An 18,639-nucleotide genomic window follows, 5' to 3' on the forward strand; every position below is an offset into this window, starting at 1 on the left:
ATTCCTTATTCGGCTGGCTCGACCTTGACGGTCTGGCTACGGCCACCAACGGTGACCTTGTAGGTGATGGGCTCAAGCACGGCTTCGTTCTCGCGCTTCTTCTGCTTGGCGGGATCCTTGCCCACGTTCTTTGGACCTTCGTCGCGGGTTCTAAAGAAGTTCGGTGCAACACCGGGGAACAAGGCGTTGGTGAGCACGTCCTCGTCGGTGCCATTGAAGCCTTCGAGCTTGGAGGCCTCTTCAACCAGGTGATCCCACTCGGGCTCAAGCAGATCAGCCGGGCGAACGGTGATGGCTTCCTTCTTGGTTTGCTCCTGGGCCTGCTTGATCAGCTCAGGGTCGCGCTCGCCGATCGTCTCGCCGTAGTAGCCGAGCATGAGGTCGGCAAATTCGGCGGTCATGACCTTGTAGCGGCCCATGAGCACGTTGAACACGGCCTGGGTGCCCACGATCTGCGAAGAGGGAGTCACCAGCGGCGGGTAGCCTGCGTCCTTGCGCACGCGGGGTACTTCTTCCATGACCTCGTCGATGCGGTCGCCTGCACCCTGGGCGTTGAGCTGGCTTTCCATGTTAGAAAGCATGCCGCCGGGGATCTGGGAGAGGAAGATGTTGGTATCCACCAAGGTCTTCGACTCGAATTCCTTGTACTTCGGGCGCACCTGCTTGAAGTGATCGCGGATATGGATCAAACGCTCCATATCTAGATCGGTGGTGTAGTCGGTGCCTTCAAGCATCTCCACCAAGGACTCGGTGGGATTGTGGCCTGGGCCAAGCGACATCGAAGAGATGGCGGTATCTACGACGTCGGCGCCGGCCTCGATGGCCTTCATCAGCGTCACCAGCGTCACGCCAGTGGTGGAGTGGCAGTGGACGTTGATTTGCGTATCTTCGCCGTAGGTTTCCTTGATGCCACGGACGATGTCGTAGGCGGGCTGCGGCTTGAGCAGGGCTGCCATGTCTTTGAGCGCGATGGAAGATGCGCCCATGTCCAGCAGGCGTCCGGCTTGCTTGACGTAGCCTTCTACGTCGTGCAGCGGTGAAACGGTGTAGCAGATGGTGCCCTGGGCATGGCCATCTACCTTGGTCACGGCGTTCATGGCGCGCTCGAGGTTGCGGGGATCATTCAGTGCATCGAATACACGGAAGACGTCCATGCCGTTTTCTTTGGACTTCTCGGCGAACTTGTCTACCACCATGTCTTCGTAGTGGCGGTAGCCAAGGAGGTTCTGGCCGCGAAGCAGCATCTGCAGCTTGGAATTCGGCATGAGTTTGCGGAAGGTGCGCAGTCGCTCCCAGGGATCTTCGTTGAGGAAGCGAATGCAGGCGTCGAAGGTGGCGCCGCCCCAGCACTCCACGGACCAGAATCCGGCCTTATCAATATCCTCACAGGCATCCACCATGTCTTCCATGGCCATGCGGGTTGCGAATAGGCTCTGGTGCGCGTCGCGCAGAGCGACTTCGGTCACTCCAATTTTTCGTGGGCTCATGCTTATCAAATGTAGGCGGATGTGATGCTAACTGCAGCCCGCGAAGGCTACAACTCAGGTCACATTCACGCAAAATGTGGGAATTGAACACCGTTCGGGAATGTTGTTTTACGCCCGTGAACACGCGATTTAATGTCTGAATATGACCGACTACTCACAGAATCGGGCATATATGAGTTTGCTCACGCCCGTTCGGACATGATCGCAGAAAGACTTATCCGGGCGGGCATCTGGGCAGACATGCAGGCGGGCATCCGGGCAAACACAGGGGTGTCGAGCGCTCGACAGGAGCCTCAGCGGACACTTCTGCCGAGCCTCAGCGGACACTTCTGAGGGCATCTCAGCCGGCGGCGATGCAGTCCAAGAGAGCACCGCGCCGAAGGCGCGCAGGGGTTTGCCTTTTGGGCTTCCAGCCCCTCCTCGCCTACTCCCCTAGGCTTCGAGCGGCACCTCGAGCAAGGCCTGGGAAGGCGTGGTGGACCCACCCGCGGGTTCCTGGGTGATCATAAACGCCTTGGCCTGGCGCACACCGCTGATTTCGGCTTCCATCTCCGGCTCAATTTCCTCAGATTCCATCACGCCTGCCGATTGCGCACCCTGATCATCCACCAACCACATCTGATAGGCCTGATCGGCGGGAGGAGCAGGAACATTGTGCAAGGACACCTTGGCTTGGTTCGAGCCCGGCGCATACTCCAGGGTGACGGTACCTCCGGCAACGGGCACTTCTACGGCCTTTTCGGCCTGCACGGATTGCTGCTGCTCGGCGTCGTTGCCAAGCTGTGGCACGACCACCACGGCTCCCACCACAAGCGCAGCCGCAGCGGCGATTGCTGCAAACCAGGGCTTTCTACGTCGGCTGATCGAAGGCACTTCTTGGGGCGTTAGGTCGGCTTTGAGTTTGCGCCACGCAGCATCACTATCAGGCATGTCCGCCTCCGAGCTCAACCCGGCAGCAACATCGCGGAATTGGCCGCGCATGCGTTCAAATTCTGGTTCTTTTAGCTTTTCGACGTCGCGTGCTTCCTCATCCGGCAGCGCCCCGAAGGCGGAAAGCGCCGCGAGCATCTCCAGCTCCTCACGCGAAGGTTGTGGATTATTCACGAGCCCATGCACCTCCTTAACGACGCCATCGCGTCTCGTAGTCGAGTCTTAATTGCCGAATGTGTTGCGCCAAGGCGCTCTGCCACCTGCTTGTAGCTCAGGCCTTGGAAATAGGCCAAGGTAACAGCTTCACGTTGTTTGAGCGTAAGCCCTGCAAAGCACTGGGCAAGCGCTGCGTGCTCGTCGAGTTGCAGCGCCCTGGAATCTGCCGGTTCTTCTGCCCCGGTCGATTGCATTTGTTGGGTAAATGTATCGGTTCTGCGGTTTTGAGATTGGCGGCTTCGAAGCAGATCCACTGCCCTTCGATGCGCCATCGCCAGCACCCAACCTTCGGCCGAGCCTTTGTCTGGATTAAAACTATGGGCACTGTGCCAGACCGATAAAAAGGCCTCGTGGGCAACGTCTTCTGCCAGCGCCGGATCGACTACCACTCGCAGCGCCAACCCATAGACGCGCTTGTGCAGCAGTCCGAAGAGCTGCTCAAAGGCTGCTACGTCACCACCGGCGGTGGCGAGCAGCAGCTCAGTCGCGTCGAGTTGAAGGCTTGGCACGGGCACAACAGTACACAAAAAAATTTTTTCTCCCACACACCCACCCACCCCACCGGGTGGCTCCGAACACTGTGTGAAGGCAGCACTCCGCTGCTTTATTTCGACCACATTTGATCGGAGCATCATGCACCTACACCGACGCACCGCCAAGACGGCAGCCGCCATTGTGGCCGCATCGACCCTCTTGCTTTCTGCTTGTTCAAACAGCGATGAGGACAGCACGGCTTCTTCTGAGGCCACTACCTCCGCTGTGATGAGCTCAACCAGCGCCGCCGCCACCTCTACGGAAGCAGTGGCGGCAGATAGCCCCAAGGGGCCGTTGTGCCAGGCATACGCCGATGCACACCCCGATGGCCCGGCTTCGCTTGAAGTGATTTCCGCCCAAAACGTGGTGGATGCCTTGCCCAATATCCCCGAGCTTTCCACGCTCACCTCGGCTCTTGCCGGGGAGCTGAACCCCGATGTGAATTTGATTGCCACCATCAAAGATGGTCAGTGGACCATCTTTGCGCCTATCAACGCAGCATTTGAAAAGCTCGACACCGAGACCATCGAGCAGCTCAAGAACGACCCTGAGTTGCTCAGCAAGATCCTCACCTACCACGTCGTAGACGGCAAGGCAGATCTTTCCGCAGTGGTAGGCGAGCACACCACCGTTGAGGGCACCACCCTCGAAGTCACCGACGGCGATCCGATGAAGGTCAATGACGCCACCATCGGCTGCGGCAATGTGCCTACCGAAAATGCCCAGGTGTACCTGATCGACTCCGTACTCATCCCCGCCGAATAATCCCCACACTTTCCTATCTACTAAGGAGACAACACCATGAACCGTTCCACCAAGATCGCCGCTCTTTCCGTCTTCGGCGCAGCAATCCTGACCCCTGCTGCTGCACAGGCTGCCACCTGGGATGCATGGATCCAACCCAGCGCACCGGGAGTGGACGTCGCTGGCGCACTGCCTGATTGGCACATTGAGAACGGCCACGCCGGAGCAAAGGCCGAAGATGCCATCGCGTTGAGCGTCGCAGCCCTTGGCGGCAAGGCCAATGCTCATGCCAGCAACCTTTCTGGCCCTGCTGCTATTGCCGTTGGCGAAGGTGCTCATGTTGAGGCCCACGGCGTGAACCCCGGTCTTGCCATCGGCATTGCAGGCCCGAACACCATGGTGCATATCGACGGCACCACCCCAGTGGTATGCGAAGGCCAGGCGGGTTTCGCAGGGGATTTCCAAACCCTCACCGGCTGCATTGCTTACACCAACATTGATGGCAGCACTGTGACGGTGCCGCTGTCCTTGCGCTAAACACTGCATCTGCAACCCCTTCGAGCCATCGTGCTTCGAGGGGGTTATTGCGCTTTATCGAGGGTCTGCCTGCTCATTGCAGTATTGAGGTGGGGGTAGCAGTATTTCTACCCCCGAAAATTGGTGCTGATGTTACTGATGTTACTTTTGTGACAATATTTAATTCAGATACCTCCATCTCTTCCCCTCAAATAGGAGTGCTAGCTATGAAAAAGTCCCTGCTCGCAATCGCATCGGCAGCAGCCCTTGCATTCGGCACCGTGCAACCGGCACAGGCCGAGCCCACCGCCGTATCCTCCGAGGCACCCGGCTTGAGCGTTGAGCAACTGCTCGAACTCGCCCAGACCCAATCCCCTGAAATCCAGGAGGCAGTAAAGGCACTGCTCGAACAAGCAAAAGCTCCTGCCTTGCCCTATGCAGAATCAGAAGATGAATTCGCCGCCGCCAAGTGGGGCGACAAGAGCCAAAAGAAGGAGTTCTGGGCTCCTGCTCCAGTGTTCGGCTGCGGAATTGGCGACCTCAAAGTCTCCGGCGCATGGGCAACTGTGCAGCCTGGTCCCAACAATGGCGCAGGGCGCGTATTGGGCAAGAACAACCTGATCCATCCATACATCCCCCACGGCCACGCCTTCTTCCACATCTTTGTAGGCGAAGATCAGCTCGCACCCGTACCTAAAGGCACCGACATGAAGGTGGCATGGCTCAACCTGAAGACCTTCAAGGGCGGCATCGATGATCTTGATGATTCTGTCCTCGGTCTAGGCATCAACGCACAGACCTCCAAGCTGGTCAAGACCGGCCAAGGCCCCGTAATCGCCGCCATCGCAGGTAAGACCGCCTACCGAGACGGCGAGGTCTGCACCGTATTCCCCGCTATCGGCTCCACCACCGTGAAGTAACACCCGCGACAACCCAGCATCTTCACGCCTCTGCACCCAAAGTGCGGAGGCTTCTTTTCATGCGCGAACAGCACCGCTTTTCGACGTCCAACGCCGCCAATGCGCCGGGCTTGAACATTGAGGCACTGCCCACATGCGCAATGTTTTCAGCCACTCGGCTCAGCGAGAATCCGGCGGCTCAAAAGCGCAACGTTGGGCGCCCTACTTGGTTAGGATCAAGCCAATCGAGTTTGCGGCTACCGGCAGCAAAACATGATGCCGATGACCAGGCACTTTCTGAAGGAGCAACGTTTAAGGAGGAGGACAAATCATGTATCTATCACCCGGGCTAGTGAGTCAATGGTTGGAAGTACTGGGGATTCCAGCGACGGAGGACAACGTCGAGGAACAATGGGAAGCACTGACCGATCGAATCTCGGACCTTAGATTGGAGCTCCAGGAGAGCTACACCCAGAAGTGGGAGCAATACCATCCAGGCCAGGAACTGTTCGACAACGGGGAAGAGTGGATGGCGATGCACGAACGAGTCATGCGCCAAGCGAAGGAGCTCGCGGCCAACGAGATGTTCTTAGAACCGATCCGTATCAAGCGGATGCAGGAGATGGACTAGCACTGTTGCTCGCCAGTGTTGGCAGAATCTACTCCCCCGAAAAGTAAGTGCACAGCAAGAAACCCCCGGTTCACTTTCGCAAACCGAGGGTTCCGGATTAGTAGCGGGGGCAGGATTCGAACCTACGACCTCTGGGTTATGAGCCCAGCGAGCTACCGAGCTGCTCCACCCCGCGCTGCATTGCTGTGAGCATTACTGCCCTGTGCAACGTGTGATAACACTACACAGAACACCACACCCCACGCAAACTCCCTGCTCAGACGCTGGAAGTGCGTGGGGTTGGCGTCGAAAAGCAGCTTATTGCTGGCCGGCTACCTTTTGGTATTCCTCGACGGCCTTGTCTAGCTCGTCAAGGGCGCGACCATATTCCTCATTGCTGCCGCCGCGGGCCTTGCGCAGATTGTCCAAAGCGCTATTGATCTTGCCAATGGCCTCGCCTTCGCTGCCGGAGCCGCTGGCGGGCGCAGAGGGCTTCTGCTCAGACTTCGCATCCGTTTCCTCATCGGAGGAAGCAGCGCTGGACGTATCTTCAAGCTTTTCGGCTTCGCTGAGGTCCTGGGCTGCCTTAGGGTCGATACCCACCTGGCTCAAGGCCTCGGAGATGGTGGGCGCGTAACCAACCTTGCCCTGATACGACACCAGCACGCGCAGCAGCTTCGGGAAGGCCGATTCCTGTCCCTTGCGCTGCGAGTACAAAGGCTCCACATAAAGGATCTCGCCGCCGCCTACCGGGAGGGTCAGCAGGTTGCCGTTATACAGATCGTTGGTGTCCTTCCACAGGGTGCGGTCGGAGGCAATCTGGTCGGAAGACATCATCGTGTCCTGCGCCTGCTTCGGGCCTTGGGTCAAGGTGTTGGTAGGCAGCACGCGCACGGTGATCTTGCCGTAGTTATCGGGATCCGACGTCACCGTCATGTGCGCGGCCAAGTACTCACGCTGCAAGCCGCGGAAGGGGGTGATGAGCTGGAAGGAAGCCTTCTTGCTCTCAGGATCAGAGGCCACCACATAGTACGGAGGCTGAGCCTTTTCGTTCTTGCCTTCCTTAGCGGAAGGATCGTTCGGCACAGACCAGAAGCGGTCGTTGGTGAAGAACTCGCGAGCATCGCTGACGTGGTAGCGCGCAAGCATTTCACGCTGCACCTTGAACATATCCTCCGGGTAACGCAGGTGGTTCATCAACTGCTCGGAGATATCCGACTTCGACTTCACCGTGCCAGGGAATACGCCCTCCCATGCCTTGAGCACCGGGTCATTTTCATCAAAGGCGTAGAGCTCAACGGAGCCATCGTAGGAGTCCACCACTGCCTTGACGGAGTTGCGGATATAGCCCACCTGATCAGTGACCAAGCGCTGCTGGCCATCGCCTACGGCCTCGGAGGAATCATTGGTGGATTCAGTCAGCGAGGTGCGCTCGGCATAGGGCAGGCTGGACAAGGTGGTGTAGCCATCCACGATCCACTTGATGCGGCCATCGATCACGGCCGGGTAGGTGGTCTTATCGGTGGTCAGCCAAGGGGCCACCTTGTGCACGCGCTCGCGGGGATCGCGGTTGTAGATGATCTTGGAGTTTTCATTGACGCGCTCTGAAAGCACCAGGTTCAACTCCTGGTACTGCACCGCATAGGCGGCACGGTTGAAGATATTGCCAATGTTCACGCCACCTTCACCCTCATAGGTGTAGGTCTCAGCATCCGTGTCGTATTCCACCGAATTGCCATCGGCAGAACCCACCACTGCGTAATCGGCGCCATCGGGGGCGTTGGCAATGACCGGACCGAAGTAGGTGCGCGGCTGATCGAGGGCCAAACCGATCTTCTTGGCCTCATCATTGGTCTTTTGTAGATCCGAGACGGTGTAGACCGGGTAACCACCACGAGCAGATCCCACATCGCGTGCAACCTCATCCACCTGGTTGGCAGGGGCGGCCACGATGCCATTGCCGTGGGTGTACACAGTGTGGCGGTTGATCCAGTCACGCTGGTTTTCTTTCAGCGCTTGGGGGTCCAGCTCGCGGGCTGCCACCACAAAGTCGCGCAATTCACCATCAACGGTGTAGCGGTCTACCTGCAGCGATTTGGGGAAGCCATAGAAGTTACGCAACTGCTGCTGCTGAGTGAAGGTGGGCGAAATAATCTCAGGATCGAGCAGGCGGATATTCGAAACGGTGGCCTCATCGGAGGCAACGGCTTCGGCACTTGCCCCATCGGCACCCCAGTTATCCAAGTAGGTCACCTGATCATCGGTGATGCCATAGGCAAAGCGGGTGGCTTCGATATTGCGAGAGATGTACTCGGATTCTTTTTCCGCGCGGTTGGGCTGCACGGAGAAGCGCTCCATCATCAGCGGCCACACTGAGCCGATCACCACAGCACTTAACACCATCAGCACGGTGGAAGCCGCGGGGATTCGCAGATCCTTGAGCACGATCACAGAGAAGAAGGAGAAGGCCACCACCGCGGCAATGACCATCAAGATGATCTTGGCCGGCAGCATCGCGTTGATATCGGTGTAGCTACCGCCGGTGAAGGTGTCGTGCTGGCGCTCGAGCAGCCCGTAGCGATCCAGCCAGTAGTAGGCCACGCGCAGCAGCATCCAAATGCCTGCGGTGACACCCAGTTGCACGCGGGCGTAGTTGCTTACATGCCCCTTGACGCCGGTGGCTTGATTACCGATTCGGATGCCGCCAAGTAAGTAGTGGCCCACCAAAGCGATGAAGAAGGCCAAGGCCACCAGCACCGAGAGGGTGCCAACGATCATCCACAGCATGGGCAAAGTGAAGGCGTAGAAGCCGTAGTCCATGTGGAACTGGGGATCTTGCACGCCGAAATCTTGGCGGTTGAAAAACAGTTGGACGGTTTGCCAATTCCTTTGGCCCAAAAAGCCGCTAATGACGCCAACCACCAGGGGCAGGACCAACAGCAGACGGTGCACACTTTGATCAATGACCTTGCGGTACTCCCCTACCGGGCCGTTAGCGCCGAGCACTTCTAACTCATCGGGGCGTCCACGATACGTCAGCATCCCCGCCAGCCAGGTAATTCCTGCTCCAAGCAGGCCGAAGGCGAAAAAGAGCCCGATGCGGGTGAGCAGCACCTTGGAAAAGACGTTGCGGAAGTTCACCTCCCCGAACCACAGCCAGTCGGTGTACAGGCCAATAAAAAGCGGTATCAGTGCGAAAAGGATCACCACGAAGGCGATCAGATTCGCCACTTTGCGCGAAGATCGCTTCTTCGCGTTCGCTTTGTTTTGCCGAGGCGCCAACGCCAACTCCTTGTATCGATGCCAGGTGTGTTCCAGCCACGGTGGATCGCCATGGCGTGGGACAATCTAGATGTAATAGTGGTGCCCCAGTTTACGGGACGATCACGCAGAGTCCACCTTTAGGATGATCCAGAGCGTTCGCTCGCTTTTCGACGCCCCACGCGATCATCTTCTACGGCATTCACCAGCCCGAATGCGGTGGGGTGCAAAGCAGCAAGAATTGAAGGAAACACCATGGAGATACCCAACTACCCGCAGCAAGCACTCAACAAAGCAATGCTTGAAGCCGTCGACTTCATCCACGCCGAAGGCTGGGACGCACCACCCACACTCTTTGCCCTGGTGCCCCGCGAACTCATCGGCGAAGACCTCCTCGAAGCAGACGACGCTCCCCTGGCCTTAGTGGTGCAAGACAATCTGCCCGAGCACATCCAACCCGGCTCCGAGGAATTGGGCGAATACATCACCCGCATCGAATGGCCCCAGGGGGTCGTAGGTGCCGTACTTGCCCAAGAAATCATGTTCCGCGACGCCTCGGTGGAGGGCGCCGAACCTGCCCCGGCGCGCCTGTTTTCCGGTGTAATCAGCCAAGCCGCCAGCGAAGAAGGCCTCGAACTGACCCTGCTGCAGCTTCGCCCAAGTGAAGAAGAGCTCGAAGCTCAGGGCGCTTTTGCCGAAGACGAGGTGGAATTGCGCGGCGGCCCTGGTGTTGCACCCGGGGTGATTGCGGCGTTGCAGGCGTCCTTTGCCCAATAGGCTTGAGGTAGGGCTGCTGGGCTTGCTAGATCGGGCTGCCGGGCTTTCGGATCGGCCTGCTCGGCGGGCCTGTGATCTTTGCGCTGTTGCTTTGGGCTCTGCGGGAGGTGACATGTGCGAACAGCAGGCTCGTATAGGCTTGACCTGATACACCAATAATCAATGTTGCCCAATTACTTCAAGGAGACGCCTCGTGAAATCTCTTGCCCGCCCCCTCATTGCGCTCGCCACCGCAGCGATGCTGCCGCTTGCCGCCTGCACCAATAGCAACGAGGACACCACCGAGCAAAGCAGCACGAGCGAGACCTCGAGCCAAAGCACCGCCACCACCAGCAGCAGCGAATCCAAGGAAGAAAAGGAAAAAGAAGGGGTGGCTGAAGCAAAGGAGGCCTTTGGCACCCTGGCACCGGAGTCGGTGTTTGAAGACTTTGATTCCTGTGAGCCCGCCGGGGTGAAAAACGCCATGGATTGCTCCGGGCCGAATGTTGGGCAATTCCAATTCTCCCGCTCTGAGAGCAAAGCCGCGTCTATGACGCAGTTGCTGACCGAGCTGCGCAGCGCCCGAGTAGTCAAAGACACCGGCCGCGCTGTAGTGGGTTGGAATACCTTGGGTAGCACCGCTGTGATCACCGTGGTGGATAACGAAGAAGGCACTGTGCTGCAGCAGATGACTTCTACCGACCAAAAAGATCCAGAAGAGCGCATTGAAGAACTCGATCTGCTCCAAGCCCCTGCGGTAGTAGAAAGCGAAAAGAAGCAGGCCGCAAGCTCCGAGGCCTCGAGCTCTGCGGCAACTGAATCAGAAGAAGCCGATGCCCAGGATCAAAACGACGGTGACGATCAAAACGACACCGCTTCGGATTCTTAAAACCTTAGAAAAGCAAAAAAAGAGGGTGAGCCTGATGCCAGGTTCACCCTCGTTTCATGTTGTGCTTAGCCGCAGGTAGGCATGGCCTCTCCGCGCTGGTGGGCGCTGAGTGCATCAATTGCCTCTTCAAGGCTGCCCACGGCAGCAACCTCAATACCCTCGCTGGTTTTTGCATCAATTTCTGCACAGTTGCCCTTTGGCGCTAAAAACACCTCGGCACCGGCATCTTTGGAGGCTTCGATCTTATGGCGAATCCCGCCAATGGGGCCGACTTTGCCTTCCTCGTTAATCGTGCCGGTGCCTGCCACGAAGGCACCGCCGGTGATATCTGCTGGGTCGAGCTTGTCTACTACCGCCAAAGAGAAGATCAGGCCTGCAGAGGGGCCACCGATATCTTTGAGGTTGTAGGTCACCTTCATGCCATCGGCAGGCACTTGGGCCATCACGATGCCCAAAAATGCCGCATCATTGTTTGGGTGCGAGCCAAGGGTGACGTCGATGGTTTGTTCTTGATCCTTGCGCTTGACCTTCAGCGCTAATTTTTGGCCAGGTTTTTGATCGGCAACCGCTTCTTTGACCTGCTTGGGGCTAGAAACCTGTTGATTATCAATCGCTAGGATCACATCGCCTTGTTCCAACTGATCAGCGGCAGGCCCATCGGGAACCACCTGCGCTACTTCTACTGCAAGGGGGCGATCAAGGTAGTGCATTGCCGCTGCTGTTGCAGAAGCCTCAGAGGCGGCAAAGTCTGCGCTATTGACTTCGCGCTGTTCTTCGGGGCTGACGTCTTGAGGGAAGATCTGCTCGATCGGCACCATGGTGTTGCTCGACCAGAGTCCTTCGGCGATGGCTTGAGGCAAGGTAATGCCGCTGCTGACTGCCACCGTGGTCATATTCAATTTCCCATTGGTGGGATCAGTGGGCGCACCTTCGATCTCTACTACCTCTTTGCCCTCTACGCTGCCGAGCGTATTAAAGGTAGGCCCTGGCGCTTCGATGGCGTAGGGCACAAGAAAATGCACATCGGTGCCGGGGATATTCGGCATGACGATCAGGGCGCTTAATGCCGCCATGGGTAAAGCACCGAGGATGAGAGTTCGTGCGCGACGTTTCACAGCATCACAGCGTACCTGCTTCAAGCCCCAAGCTTGTTGCAGGGCAAAGGCAAAAGGCTTGTTCGCTCTCAGCGTTGCCACCTGCCGCGTCTAAGGCGGTAGCCTAAAGACCATGAAGAATAACGGCTTTGGTTTCTCTTTCAACATCGGCGATAACGATGATGACCGTAACCAGAACAACCCCATGGGTGGACTGGGCGATATGCTCAACCAGTTTGGTCAGATGCTCTCGGGCATGGGATCAACCATGAATTCCCCCGAGGGGCAAGGAGCCGTGAACTACGCCCTTGCAGAAAGGATCGCACGCCAGCAGCTTGGCAAGGTCACGCCCGTCAGCAGCAGCGATGAGCGCGCGGTGGAGGAATCCGTTGGCCTGGCAGAGCTGTGGTTAGACGATGCCACCATCCTGCCCGCATCGGGCAATAAGGTCCAGGCCTGGAATGCCACCGATTGGCTTGAGCAGAGCTTGCCTATGTGGAAGCGCCTAGTTACCCCAGTGGCCGAGCAAATGAACCAAGCCCAGCTTGATTCCATGCCGGAAGAAGCCCGCGAGATGGTCGGCCCCATGCTGCAGGTGATGAACCAGATGTCTTCGATGAACTTTGGCATGCAGTTGGGCAATGCCTTAGGCGATCTTGCTACCCAGACCATCGCGGGATCTGATTTCGCCCTCCCGGTAGCACCAGCCGGCACCACCGCGCTGCTGCCGAAGAACCTAAGCGAACTTACTGCGGCACTTGGCCAAACGCCGCAGGATGTGATGGTGTACCTCAGTGCCCGCGAGGCTGCTAGGCAGCGCCTGTTCCGCCACGTTCCGTGGTTGCTTGAGCAGATTGTGACCAGCGTGGAGGAATACGCGGCGGGTCTAACGATTGATACTTCGCATATTGAAGAAACGGTTCGAGAACTCAACCTCGACTCCGGTGATCCCGCAGCCATTCAAGATGCCATGGCGCAGCTACAAGGCATGGATCTGAGCCCAAAGATTACGTCCAGCAATCAGGTAGCAACGGCACGGTTGGAAACCCTGCTGGCTTTGATTGAGGGATGGGTTGATCACGTCACTGCCACGGCTCTTGGCCAGCGGATGCCGGCAGCCAGCGCCCTTGCCGAGGCTTGGCGTAGGCGCCGCGCCACCGGAGGCTCGGCCGATAAAGTGCTCTCGCAGGTGGTCAGCATCGATATTGCTGCACCGAAGGTAAGCCAAGCTGCCGAGCTGTGGCGCCGAGTAGATGTGGCCGTGGGAACTGAGCGCCGCGATCACATTTGGGATCACCCAGATCTTTTGCCAGAAGCCAAGGACTTGGAATCTTCCGCCGAATTTATCGACGGCCTCTTAGGTGATGATTTTGATCCGATCGCAGAGATCAACGAGTTAGAAAAGTTGCTTGAGCAAGAAGGCAACAAGGATCAAAACCAAGATCCACAAGACTCACAGGATCCAGAGGATAAAGACGACCCACAAGCCCCCTAGGCAATCGGGTTAGCCCTGGCGGTACTGCAACCCTTCAAGAAAGCCCCGGGCGCGTTCTGCATGCGCTACGCGCCCGGCGAGCTCCCAAAAGGCCTTGGAGTGGTTGGGCTCAATGCTGTGGGCCAATTCATGCACGATCACCGAGTCCAACACATATTCCGGCACACCATACAGCCGATCTGAAATGCGGATTTCTCCGCTTTGGGGCGAATATGAGCCCCAACGATGCTGTTGATTGCTCACCCACCGGATCGCACTCCATTGCGCACGGCCTTGGAGGTACTGGTGGTTTAATGCCTCTGCCTTGTGCTGCAGGCTTGCTTGATCCTGCTGGCTTTCTAGTTTGCGCCGCAACTGTGCAATCACCGCGGCTTCTTCTTCCGGCTTCATCCCTTCAGGCACCCGCACCTGAATGCGCCCATCAACTACTCGTGCCGCCACCGTCTTTTTGCGCCGCTTGGATCGAATAATTTCTACTTCCATGCTGCGGCCTCCTGGATTAGGGGTTAGGGTATTGCTTATGACTTCGGGGGGAGCCAATTCTTCGCAACGCGTGCTGCGTTTGAGCCCATCGGCATCGCTACTGCGCCGCAGCGCACACGAGCTGCAATTCGGCCTCGACGCCACGCGCGCTGGCATCGTGGAAACCTTACCTGGTCGGGCCAGAGAACTCGGCGAGGTGCTCGAACAACCGGCCACGCACCAGCAATTAGCCCAGCGCATCCAGCACGTGGGTTATAGCCTCAGCGAGGCCTATGGGCTTATCGACGACCTCCTCGTCCACGGCATTTTGCGCCCCACACCAAGAGAAGGCCCTGTTGTGTTGGTCGGGGAATTGGCAGGTATTGGCAGAATCCTGCGACGCGAATTGCGAGGGCGGATAAGAACACGCGCCAAAGATAGTGCAGCCCTGATTGAGTCTGCTTCAGCCGACACCCCCATCGTGGTGCTCGCCCCGCACGAAACCCCAGAGCTAGTGCCGCTGTTGGCCACAAAATCCACCGTCTTTCCAGTGCAGTCCATCGACGGCGCCGGTGTGATCGGCCCGCTTCGGCTGCGTGGGCATGGCCCATGTATCCTATGTGCTGATCTGCTGCGCACTGCTGGCGATCCGCTTTGGGCTCGGCTCCGCAAAGCTACAAGCGCCGCAGGCTTAGAAGCCCCGGCGCGCCTGGCTACTGCGGCAGCGCTTTTAGCGCTGATCAGAGGCCTAGAAATACCCAACCCCTCCCCTGGCCAAAGTGGGGTTATGCCCACTCCAGGCTTAGAGCTGGTGTGCAATGGCTTTAAGGTGTGCCACCGCGTTGTCGAGCAGTATTCGCTGTGCCCGCTGTGCTGGGCGCAGAAGGCTTAGGCGAAGTCCTCCACAATCGCTAGGATCTCGCGGCCAAAGCGTTCGAGTTTGACTTCGCCTACGCCAGATACGCTGCCGAGTTCCACCTCAGTTGTTGGGGCTTTTTCTGCGATAGCGCGCAAGGTGGCGTCGCTAAACACCACATAGGCCGGCTTTTGTATCTCCATGGCCACTTCGCGGCGCCATGTTCTAAGTGCTTGGAACAGTTCCTCATTGTCACCGGGGCAATCTTCGCAGCGCCCCACAATCATGGATTGAGCAGTCACCAACACGCTGCCACAGACCCGGCAGGTTTTTCTTCTTTGTGCCCGGCCAGGTATCGCCGCAGCGCTGCTTGTTGGGGCAATGCCATCAAGAAAGCGGCTGCGCTGCCTGTTGGCTTTGCCGCCTTCCTGGCGAGCGAGGCTCCAAGAGCAATAAAGGCGTTCGCGCGCACGGGTCACGCCAACATACAGCAGCCTGCGTTCTTCTTCAATTGCGTCTTCGCCTGCCTTGATGGCTTGGCGGATCGGCACCATGGATTCATATAACCCGGTTAAAAATACCGCGTCCCACTCCAAACCCTTGGCAGAGTGCAGAGAAGTCAGCGTCACTCGATTCATACTCGGTGGGTTTTTCGCCTCGGCGCGCTGCTGGAATTTCAGCAACAAGCCCTGCAGATCCAGTGTGGCATCGGCGCGGGCGAATTCTTCTGCAAGATCTGCCAATGCGCGAAGGGATTGCCAGCGTTCGCGTGCCTGGGCACCGGTTGGCTCCTGCTGTTCCAGCCCAAGGGGGAATAACAGATTGCGCACGGTAGGCAGCAGGGGTTCTTCGGCTAGTTCGGGGCGCTGCGCGGCTTTGGCAAGTGCGGCAAGGGCTTCTCTAATTTCGCGGCGTTTAAAAAATTCGGTGCCGCCGCGCACTTCGTAGTCGATGCCGGCTTCGCTAAAGGCCTGCTCGAACTGTTCCGAAAGCGCATTGATGCGGTAGAGCACGGCAATTTCAGAAGCCGGGATGCCTTGGGCTAGCAGTTGTTTGACCTTTGAGGCCACCGCACGCGCCTCTGAGGGATCGTCTGGGTATTGATCAAACTCCGGCTCGTGATTCACACTCGGGCGCATGCCGCGCAGCTCCAGGCGAGTTCCTGCCACACGGCCTTTGGCTTTGCCGATGACTTGGTTGGCAAGATCGGTTACTTCTTTGGTGGAGCGATAATCGCGCTGGAGTTTCACCACGACTGAGTTTTCGTATTTTCTTGAAAAATCCAGCAGGTAGTCCGGGGTGGCGCCGGTAAACGAGTAGATGGTTTGGTTGGCATCGCCCACCACGGTCAGATCGTCGCGATTGCCTAACCAGGCATCGAGCAGGCGTTGCTGCAAGGGCGTAACGTCCTGGTATTCGTCGACGACGAAGGTGCGGTATTGGGCGCGGAATTCCTCGGCAATGGCCGGCGAATGTTCAATAGCGCCGGCAGCTTGGATGATGATGTCATTGAAATCCAGCAGCATTCCTTGATCGGTGACCTTGGATTGCTCGTACCTGGAGTACACCTCGGCGATCTTTTCTTTTGCTACAGGTGTGCTTCGGCTTGAGGCTGCTTCCACATAGCGTTCTGGGGTGACTAAGGCAGCTTTTGCCCACTCCACCTCGGATAACACATCGCGGACCTGTTCGGTGGAGGAATCAAGACCCACCGAGCGCATGGCTCGAGCCACAAGCGGGAATTTATTATCGAGCAGTTTCCATGGCATCGTGCCAGCCACCTGGGGCCAGAAATAGCCCAGTTGCTTCATTGCTGCCGCGTGGAAGGTGCGTGCTTGTACCCCTCCGATGCCCATGAGGTGCAGGCGGTGGCGCATCTCATTGGCGGCGCGGTTGGTAAAGGTCACAGCCAGCACGCGCTGGGGGCTTGTCAGCCCTTGATCGCACAGGTGGGCAATGCGGTAGGTAATCGTGCGTGTCTTGCCTGTTCCAGCGCCGGCCAGAATCGCCACCGGGCCACGGGGAGCCTCGGCGGCTTTTCTTTGATCGGCATCTAATTGGCTTAAATCAATCACGAACACCACTCCTGGATTAAGGCATGAGCAATAGAACCTTCAGCGGGCAAGGGCACCACCCCACGGCGTAATTCATCGGGGCTAAGCCAACGGGTTTCAAGCAACTCACCATCGGTGCTTGTGACCTGTTGTTCATCCTTGGTGATTGCATGCATTCCCACCATGATTGAAGAGCTAAAAGGCCAAGGTTGGCTGCGTAGATATTGCACCTGGGATAGCCTTCGGCCGGATTCTTCAAGCACTTCCCTAGCAAAGGCCTGCTCAAAGGTCTCGCCTAAATCCACATAGCCGGCGATGAGCGAGAAATAGCTCGAACGCTGAGCATTGCGCCCAAGCAGAATGTAATCGGTGCCTGCTAGTTGCACTCGCCCAATCACCGCCGGGTCGATTCGCGGAAACACCATGGTGCCTTCGGCGGTGCGCTTCACACCTGCCCGGGTGGGGTGCGGTGTTAAGGGAAGTCCACTGAGCGGATCAAATTGGAGGTTTTCTTCATTGGCTAGGTGCGCAACCACTGTTAGGGATTCAGCATCGAAGCAGCGCTGCGCTTTACCGGTCAGCGCACGCACCTCCTGCGCGCTGACGCGGCGTATGTGGGGCTGTGTTTGATCGGGCTGATCACTATCGATGGCTACCGCTTGCCCATCGGCATCCACCGGCAACTCGCCGTTGGGGCCTACAATCCACTGCTTTTGGGGCATTATTGCTGGATATCGTCGCTAAACACGCGACGCACATACAGCAGGCGGTCGCCGGGTTCTACCGTTTCGGCTTCGGGGGAATCAATGCGGTAGAGCTCGCCTGATCGCACCACGCCTAGGACGATATCTGCCAGGTGGCGAGGGTTGGCACCAACTTCATCTTCGCCAACGGGACGCTCGGCCACAGAGAAGCCCTCACCGGGGGAAAGCAGATCCTCCATCATCTCCACCACGGAAGGGGTAACGGTGGCAAGGCCAAGCATTCGGCCGGCAGTTTCAGAGGAGATCACCACGGAATCGGCACCTGATTGCTCAAGCAGGTGCTGGTTTTCGGATTCGCGCACACTGGCCACAATCCACGCATGTGGCGAGAGTTCGCGCACGGTGAGGGTGACCAGCACGGCCGTATCGTCGATGCTTGGAGCAACCACCACGGCCTTGGCTTTGGGCACGCCTGCAAGTTTGAGCACCTCGGATTTGGTGGCCGTGCCATTCACGCTCACCAAACCGGCGTTATTGGCCATTTCCAGTGCCGTCGGGTCGGTATCTACGACCACAATCTCGTTGGGAGACACGCCGTCGGCAAGCAAAGCTGCCACAGCGGAACGTCCCTTGGTGCCGTAGCCGATGACTACGGTGTGGTTGCGCATATTCTTCCTCCAACGCTGGATCTTCCAGGCCATTCTTGATTCTTCTGTGAGCACCGACAAGGTGGTGCCCACCAAGAGGATCACGAAGGCCAAGCGGATCGGGGTAACGATGATGATGTTGATCAGGCGGGCGACTTGGGTCACCGGGGTGATATCGCCGTAGCCGGTGGTCGACAGCGAGACTGCCGAATAGTAGAGGGCATCGACAAACGTGAGGTGCTCTGAGTAGCCGTCTTTATCAAAGTAGACCACCAGTGCCACCATGATGATCAACCCGAGCGCATAGCCAAAGCGCCGCGCGATAAGGCGCACCGGACTCATTGCCGCATTGCCCGGCATGCGGATCACATTGAGCAACGTGTGCTCGGGGAGCTCGTTTAACTCCACTTCCGGGCGGAAGCGCTCCTGGTCACGCTGGGTCATCTGCTTGACTCTGCTCCATTCATCGGGTGATCTCTATTCAC

Annotated in this window: 17 protein-coding genes and 1 tRNA gene; 8 read left to right on the top strand and 10 right to left on the bottom strand. The window is 57.9% G+C overall.

From position 1 onward, the window contains the following. Positions 1 to 5: 5 nt before the first annotated feature. The 3 genes from CPPEL_RS08250 to CPPEL_RS08260 all read right to left on the bottom strand — a co-directional run bounded on the left by CPPEL_RS08250 (position 6) and on the right by CPPEL_RS08260 (position 3,142). Positions 6 to 1,487: a methylmalonyl-CoA carboxytransferase subunit 5S gene (locus tag CPPEL_RS08250; protein ID WP_123960662.1), complete on the bottom strand. Its 1,482-nt coding sequence runs from the start codon at positions 1,485 to 1,487 to the stop codon at positions 6 to 8. A gap of 432 nt (positions 1,488 to 1,919) precedes the next feature. After that, the gene (locus tag CPPEL_RS08255) at positions 1,920 to 2,591 is read right to left on the bottom strand and encodes an anti-sigma factor (RefSeq protein ID WP_123960663.1); all 672 of its coding nucleotides are present in this window, start codon (positions 2,589 to 2,591) and stop codon (positions 1,920 to 1,922) included. After that, a complete protein-coding gene (locus CPPEL_RS08260) occupies positions 2,588 to 3,142 on the bottom strand; it encodes a sigma-70 family RNA polymerase sigma factor (RefSeq protein WP_164470403.1) in 555 nt (184 codons plus the stop codon). Before CPPEL_RS08260 ends, CPPEL_RS08255 begins: the two co-directional genes overlap by 4 nt. 124 nt (positions 3,143 to 3,266) lie before the next feature. On the opposite strand from CPPEL_RS08260, the gene CPPEL_RS08265 reads away from it, so the two are divergent. The 4 genes from CPPEL_RS08265 to CPPEL_RS08280 all read left to right on the top strand — a co-directional run bounded on the left by CPPEL_RS08265 (position 3,267) and on the right by CPPEL_RS08280 (position 5,957). Continuing rightward, entirely contained in the window at positions 3,267 to 3,932 is a 666-nt protein-coding gene (locus CPPEL_RS08265) for a fasciclin domain-containing protein (protein WP_123960665.1), read from the top strand. A gap of 36 nt (positions 3,933 to 3,968) precedes the next feature. Continuing rightward, entirely contained in the window at positions 3,969 to 4,448 is a 480-nt protein-coding gene (locus CPPEL_RS08270; protein WP_123960666.1) for a hypothetical protein, read from the top strand. Between the two features lie 206 nt (positions 4,449 to 4,654). Beyond that, entirely contained in the window at positions 4,655 to 5,347 is a 693-nt protein-coding gene (locus CPPEL_RS08275) for a hypothetical protein (RefSeq protein ID WP_123960667.1), read from the top strand. Between the two features lie 331 nt (positions 5,348 to 5,678). Then, positions 5,679 to 5,957, top strand: coding sequence for a hypothetical protein (locus CPPEL_RS08280; RefSeq protein ID WP_123960668.1), 279 nt, complete (start codon positions 5,679 to 5,681; stop codon positions 5,955 to 5,957). A gap of 101 nt (positions 5,958 to 6,058) precedes the next feature. Here CPPEL_RS08280 and CPPEL_RS08285 read toward each other — a convergent pair. Beyond that, positions 6,059 to 6,132, bottom strand: a tRNA-Met gene (locus CPPEL_RS08285). A gap of 122 nt (positions 6,133 to 6,254) precedes the next feature. After that, positions 6,255 to 9,218: a UPF0182 family protein gene (locus CPPEL_RS08290; RefSeq protein WP_123960669.1), complete on the bottom strand. Its 2,964-nt coding sequence runs from the start codon at positions 9,216 to 9,218 to the stop codon at positions 6,255 to 6,257. 234 nt (positions 9,219 to 9,452) lie between these two features. Between CPPEL_RS08290 and CPPEL_RS08295 the strand changes: the two genes are divergently transcribed. Together CPPEL_RS08295 and CPPEL_RS08300 are read left to right on the top strand one after the other, a co-directional pair. Beyond that, on the top strand, positions 9,453 to 9,974 hold the full coding sequence (locus CPPEL_RS08295) for a PPA1309 family protein (protein ID WP_123960670.1): 522 nt from the start codon (positions 9,453 to 9,455) through the stop codon (positions 9,972 to 9,974). A 193-nt stretch (positions 9,975 to 10,167) separates the two neighbouring features. Beyond that, entirely contained in the window at positions 10,168 to 10,842 is a 675-nt protein-coding gene (locus tag CPPEL_RS08300; RefSeq protein WP_245990424.1) for a hypothetical protein, read from the top strand. A 65-nt stretch (positions 10,843 to 10,907) separates the two neighbouring features. Here the strand turns inward: CPPEL_RS08300 and CPPEL_RS08305 are convergent, their stop codons facing one another. Further along, positions 10,908 to 11,957, bottom strand: coding sequence for a YlbL family protein (locus CPPEL_RS08305; protein WP_123960672.1), 1,050 nt, complete (start codon positions 11,955 to 11,957; stop codon positions 10,908 to 10,910). Positions 11,958 to 12,069: 112 nt separating this feature from the next. Here CPPEL_RS08305 and CPPEL_RS08310 point away from each other — a divergent pair, with 112 nt between their 5' ends. Then, positions 12,070 to 13,431, top strand: coding sequence for a zinc-dependent metalloprotease (locus CPPEL_RS08310; protein ID WP_123960673.1), 1,362 nt, complete (start codon positions 12,070 to 12,072; stop codon positions 13,429 to 13,431). Positions 13,432 to 13,440: 9 nt separating this feature from the next. Here CPPEL_RS08310 and CPPEL_RS08315 read toward each other — a convergent pair whose 3' ends face one another. Beyond that, on the bottom strand, positions 13,441 to 13,914 hold the full coding sequence (locus CPPEL_RS08315) for a M48 family metallopeptidase (RefSeq protein WP_123960674.1): 474 nt from the start codon (positions 13,912 to 13,914) through the stop codon (positions 13,441 to 13,443). A 37-nt stretch (positions 13,915 to 13,951) separates the two neighbouring features. Here CPPEL_RS08315 and CPPEL_RS08320 point away from each other — a divergent pair, with 37 nt between their 5' ends. Then, entirely contained in the window at positions 13,952 to 14,785 is an 834-nt protein-coding gene (locus tag CPPEL_RS08320; protein ID WP_123960675.1) for a hypothetical protein, read from the top strand. Here the strand turns inward: CPPEL_RS08320 and CPPEL_RS08325 are convergent. Genes CPPEL_RS08325 through CPPEL_RS08335 form a run of 3 tightly spaced genes read right to left on the bottom strand, consistent with a single transcriptional unit; the run spans position 14,782 to position 18,598 of the window. Continuing rightward, positions 14,782 to 16,824, bottom strand: coding sequence for an ATP-dependent DNA helicase UvrD2 (locus CPPEL_RS08325; RefSeq protein ID WP_123960676.1), 2,043 nt, complete (start codon positions 16,822 to 16,824; stop codon positions 14,782 to 14,784). The two genes, CPPEL_RS08320 and CPPEL_RS08325, sit on opposite strands and share 4 nt — an antisense overlap. Next, positions 16,821 to 17,525, bottom strand: coding sequence for an NAD(+) diphosphatase (locus tag CPPEL_RS08330; RefSeq protein WP_123960677.1), 705 nt, complete (start codon positions 17,523 to 17,525; stop codon positions 16,821 to 16,823). Before CPPEL_RS08330 ends, CPPEL_RS08325 begins: the two co-directional genes overlap by 4 nt. Beyond that, positions 17,525 to 18,598, bottom strand: coding sequence for a potassium channel family protein (locus CPPEL_RS08335; RefSeq protein WP_123960678.1), 1,074 nt, complete (start codon positions 18,596 to 18,598; stop codon positions 17,525 to 17,527). The genes CPPEL_RS08330 and CPPEL_RS08335 overlap by 1 nt, the downstream gene beginning before the upstream one ends. Between the last annotated feature and the right edge of the window lie 41 nt (positions 18,599 to 18,639).

It is taken from the genome of Corynebacterium pseudopelargi, from assembly GCF_003814005.1.
Lineage (GTDB): Bacteria > Actinomycetota > Actinomycetes > Mycobacteriales > Mycobacteriaceae > Corynebacterium > Corynebacterium pseudopelargi.

Excerpts from the sequence above, each read along its gene's own strand:
- CPPEL_RS08335 (WP_123960678.1), bottom strand. The coding sequence starts at position 18,598 with ATGACCCAGCGTGACCAGGAGCGCTTCCGCCCGGAAGTGGAGTTAAAC.
- CPPEL_RS08330 (WP_123960677.1), bottom strand. The coding sequence starts at position 17,525 with ATGCCCCAAAAGCAGTGGATTGTAGGCCCCAACGGCGAGTTGCCGGTG.
- CPPEL_RS08320 (WP_123960675.1), top strand. The coding sequence starts at position 13,952 with ATGACTTCGGGGGGAGCCAATTCTTCGCAACGCGTGCTGCGTTTGAGC.
- CPPEL_RS08310 (WP_123960673.1), top strand. The coding sequence starts at position 12,070 with ATGAAGAATAACGGCTTTGGTTTCTCTTTCAACATCGGCGATAACGAT.
- CPPEL_RS08315 (WP_123960674.1), bottom strand. The coding sequence starts at position 13,914 with ATGGAAGTAGAAATTATTCGATCCAAGCGGCGCAAAAAGACGGTGGCG.
- CPPEL_RS08265 (WP_123960665.1), top strand. The coding sequence starts at position 3,267 with ATGCACCTACACCGACGCACCGCCAAGACGGCAGCCGCCATTGTGGCC.
- CPPEL_RS08270 (WP_123960666.1), top strand. The coding sequence starts at position 3,969 with ATGAACCGTTCCACCAAGATCGCCGCTCTTTCCGTCTTCGGCGCAGCA.
- CPPEL_RS08250 (WP_123960662.1), bottom strand. The coding sequence starts at position 1,487 with ATGAGCCCACGAAAAATTGGAGTGACCGAAGTCGCTCTGCGCGACGCG.
- CPPEL_RS08295 (WP_123960670.1), top strand. The coding sequence starts at position 9,453 with ATGGAGATACCCAACTACCCGCAGCAAGCACTCAACAAAGCAATGCTT.
- CPPEL_RS08275 (WP_123960667.1), top strand. The coding sequence starts at position 4,655 with ATGAAAAAGTCCCTGCTCGCAATCGCATCGGCAGCAGCCCTTGCATTC.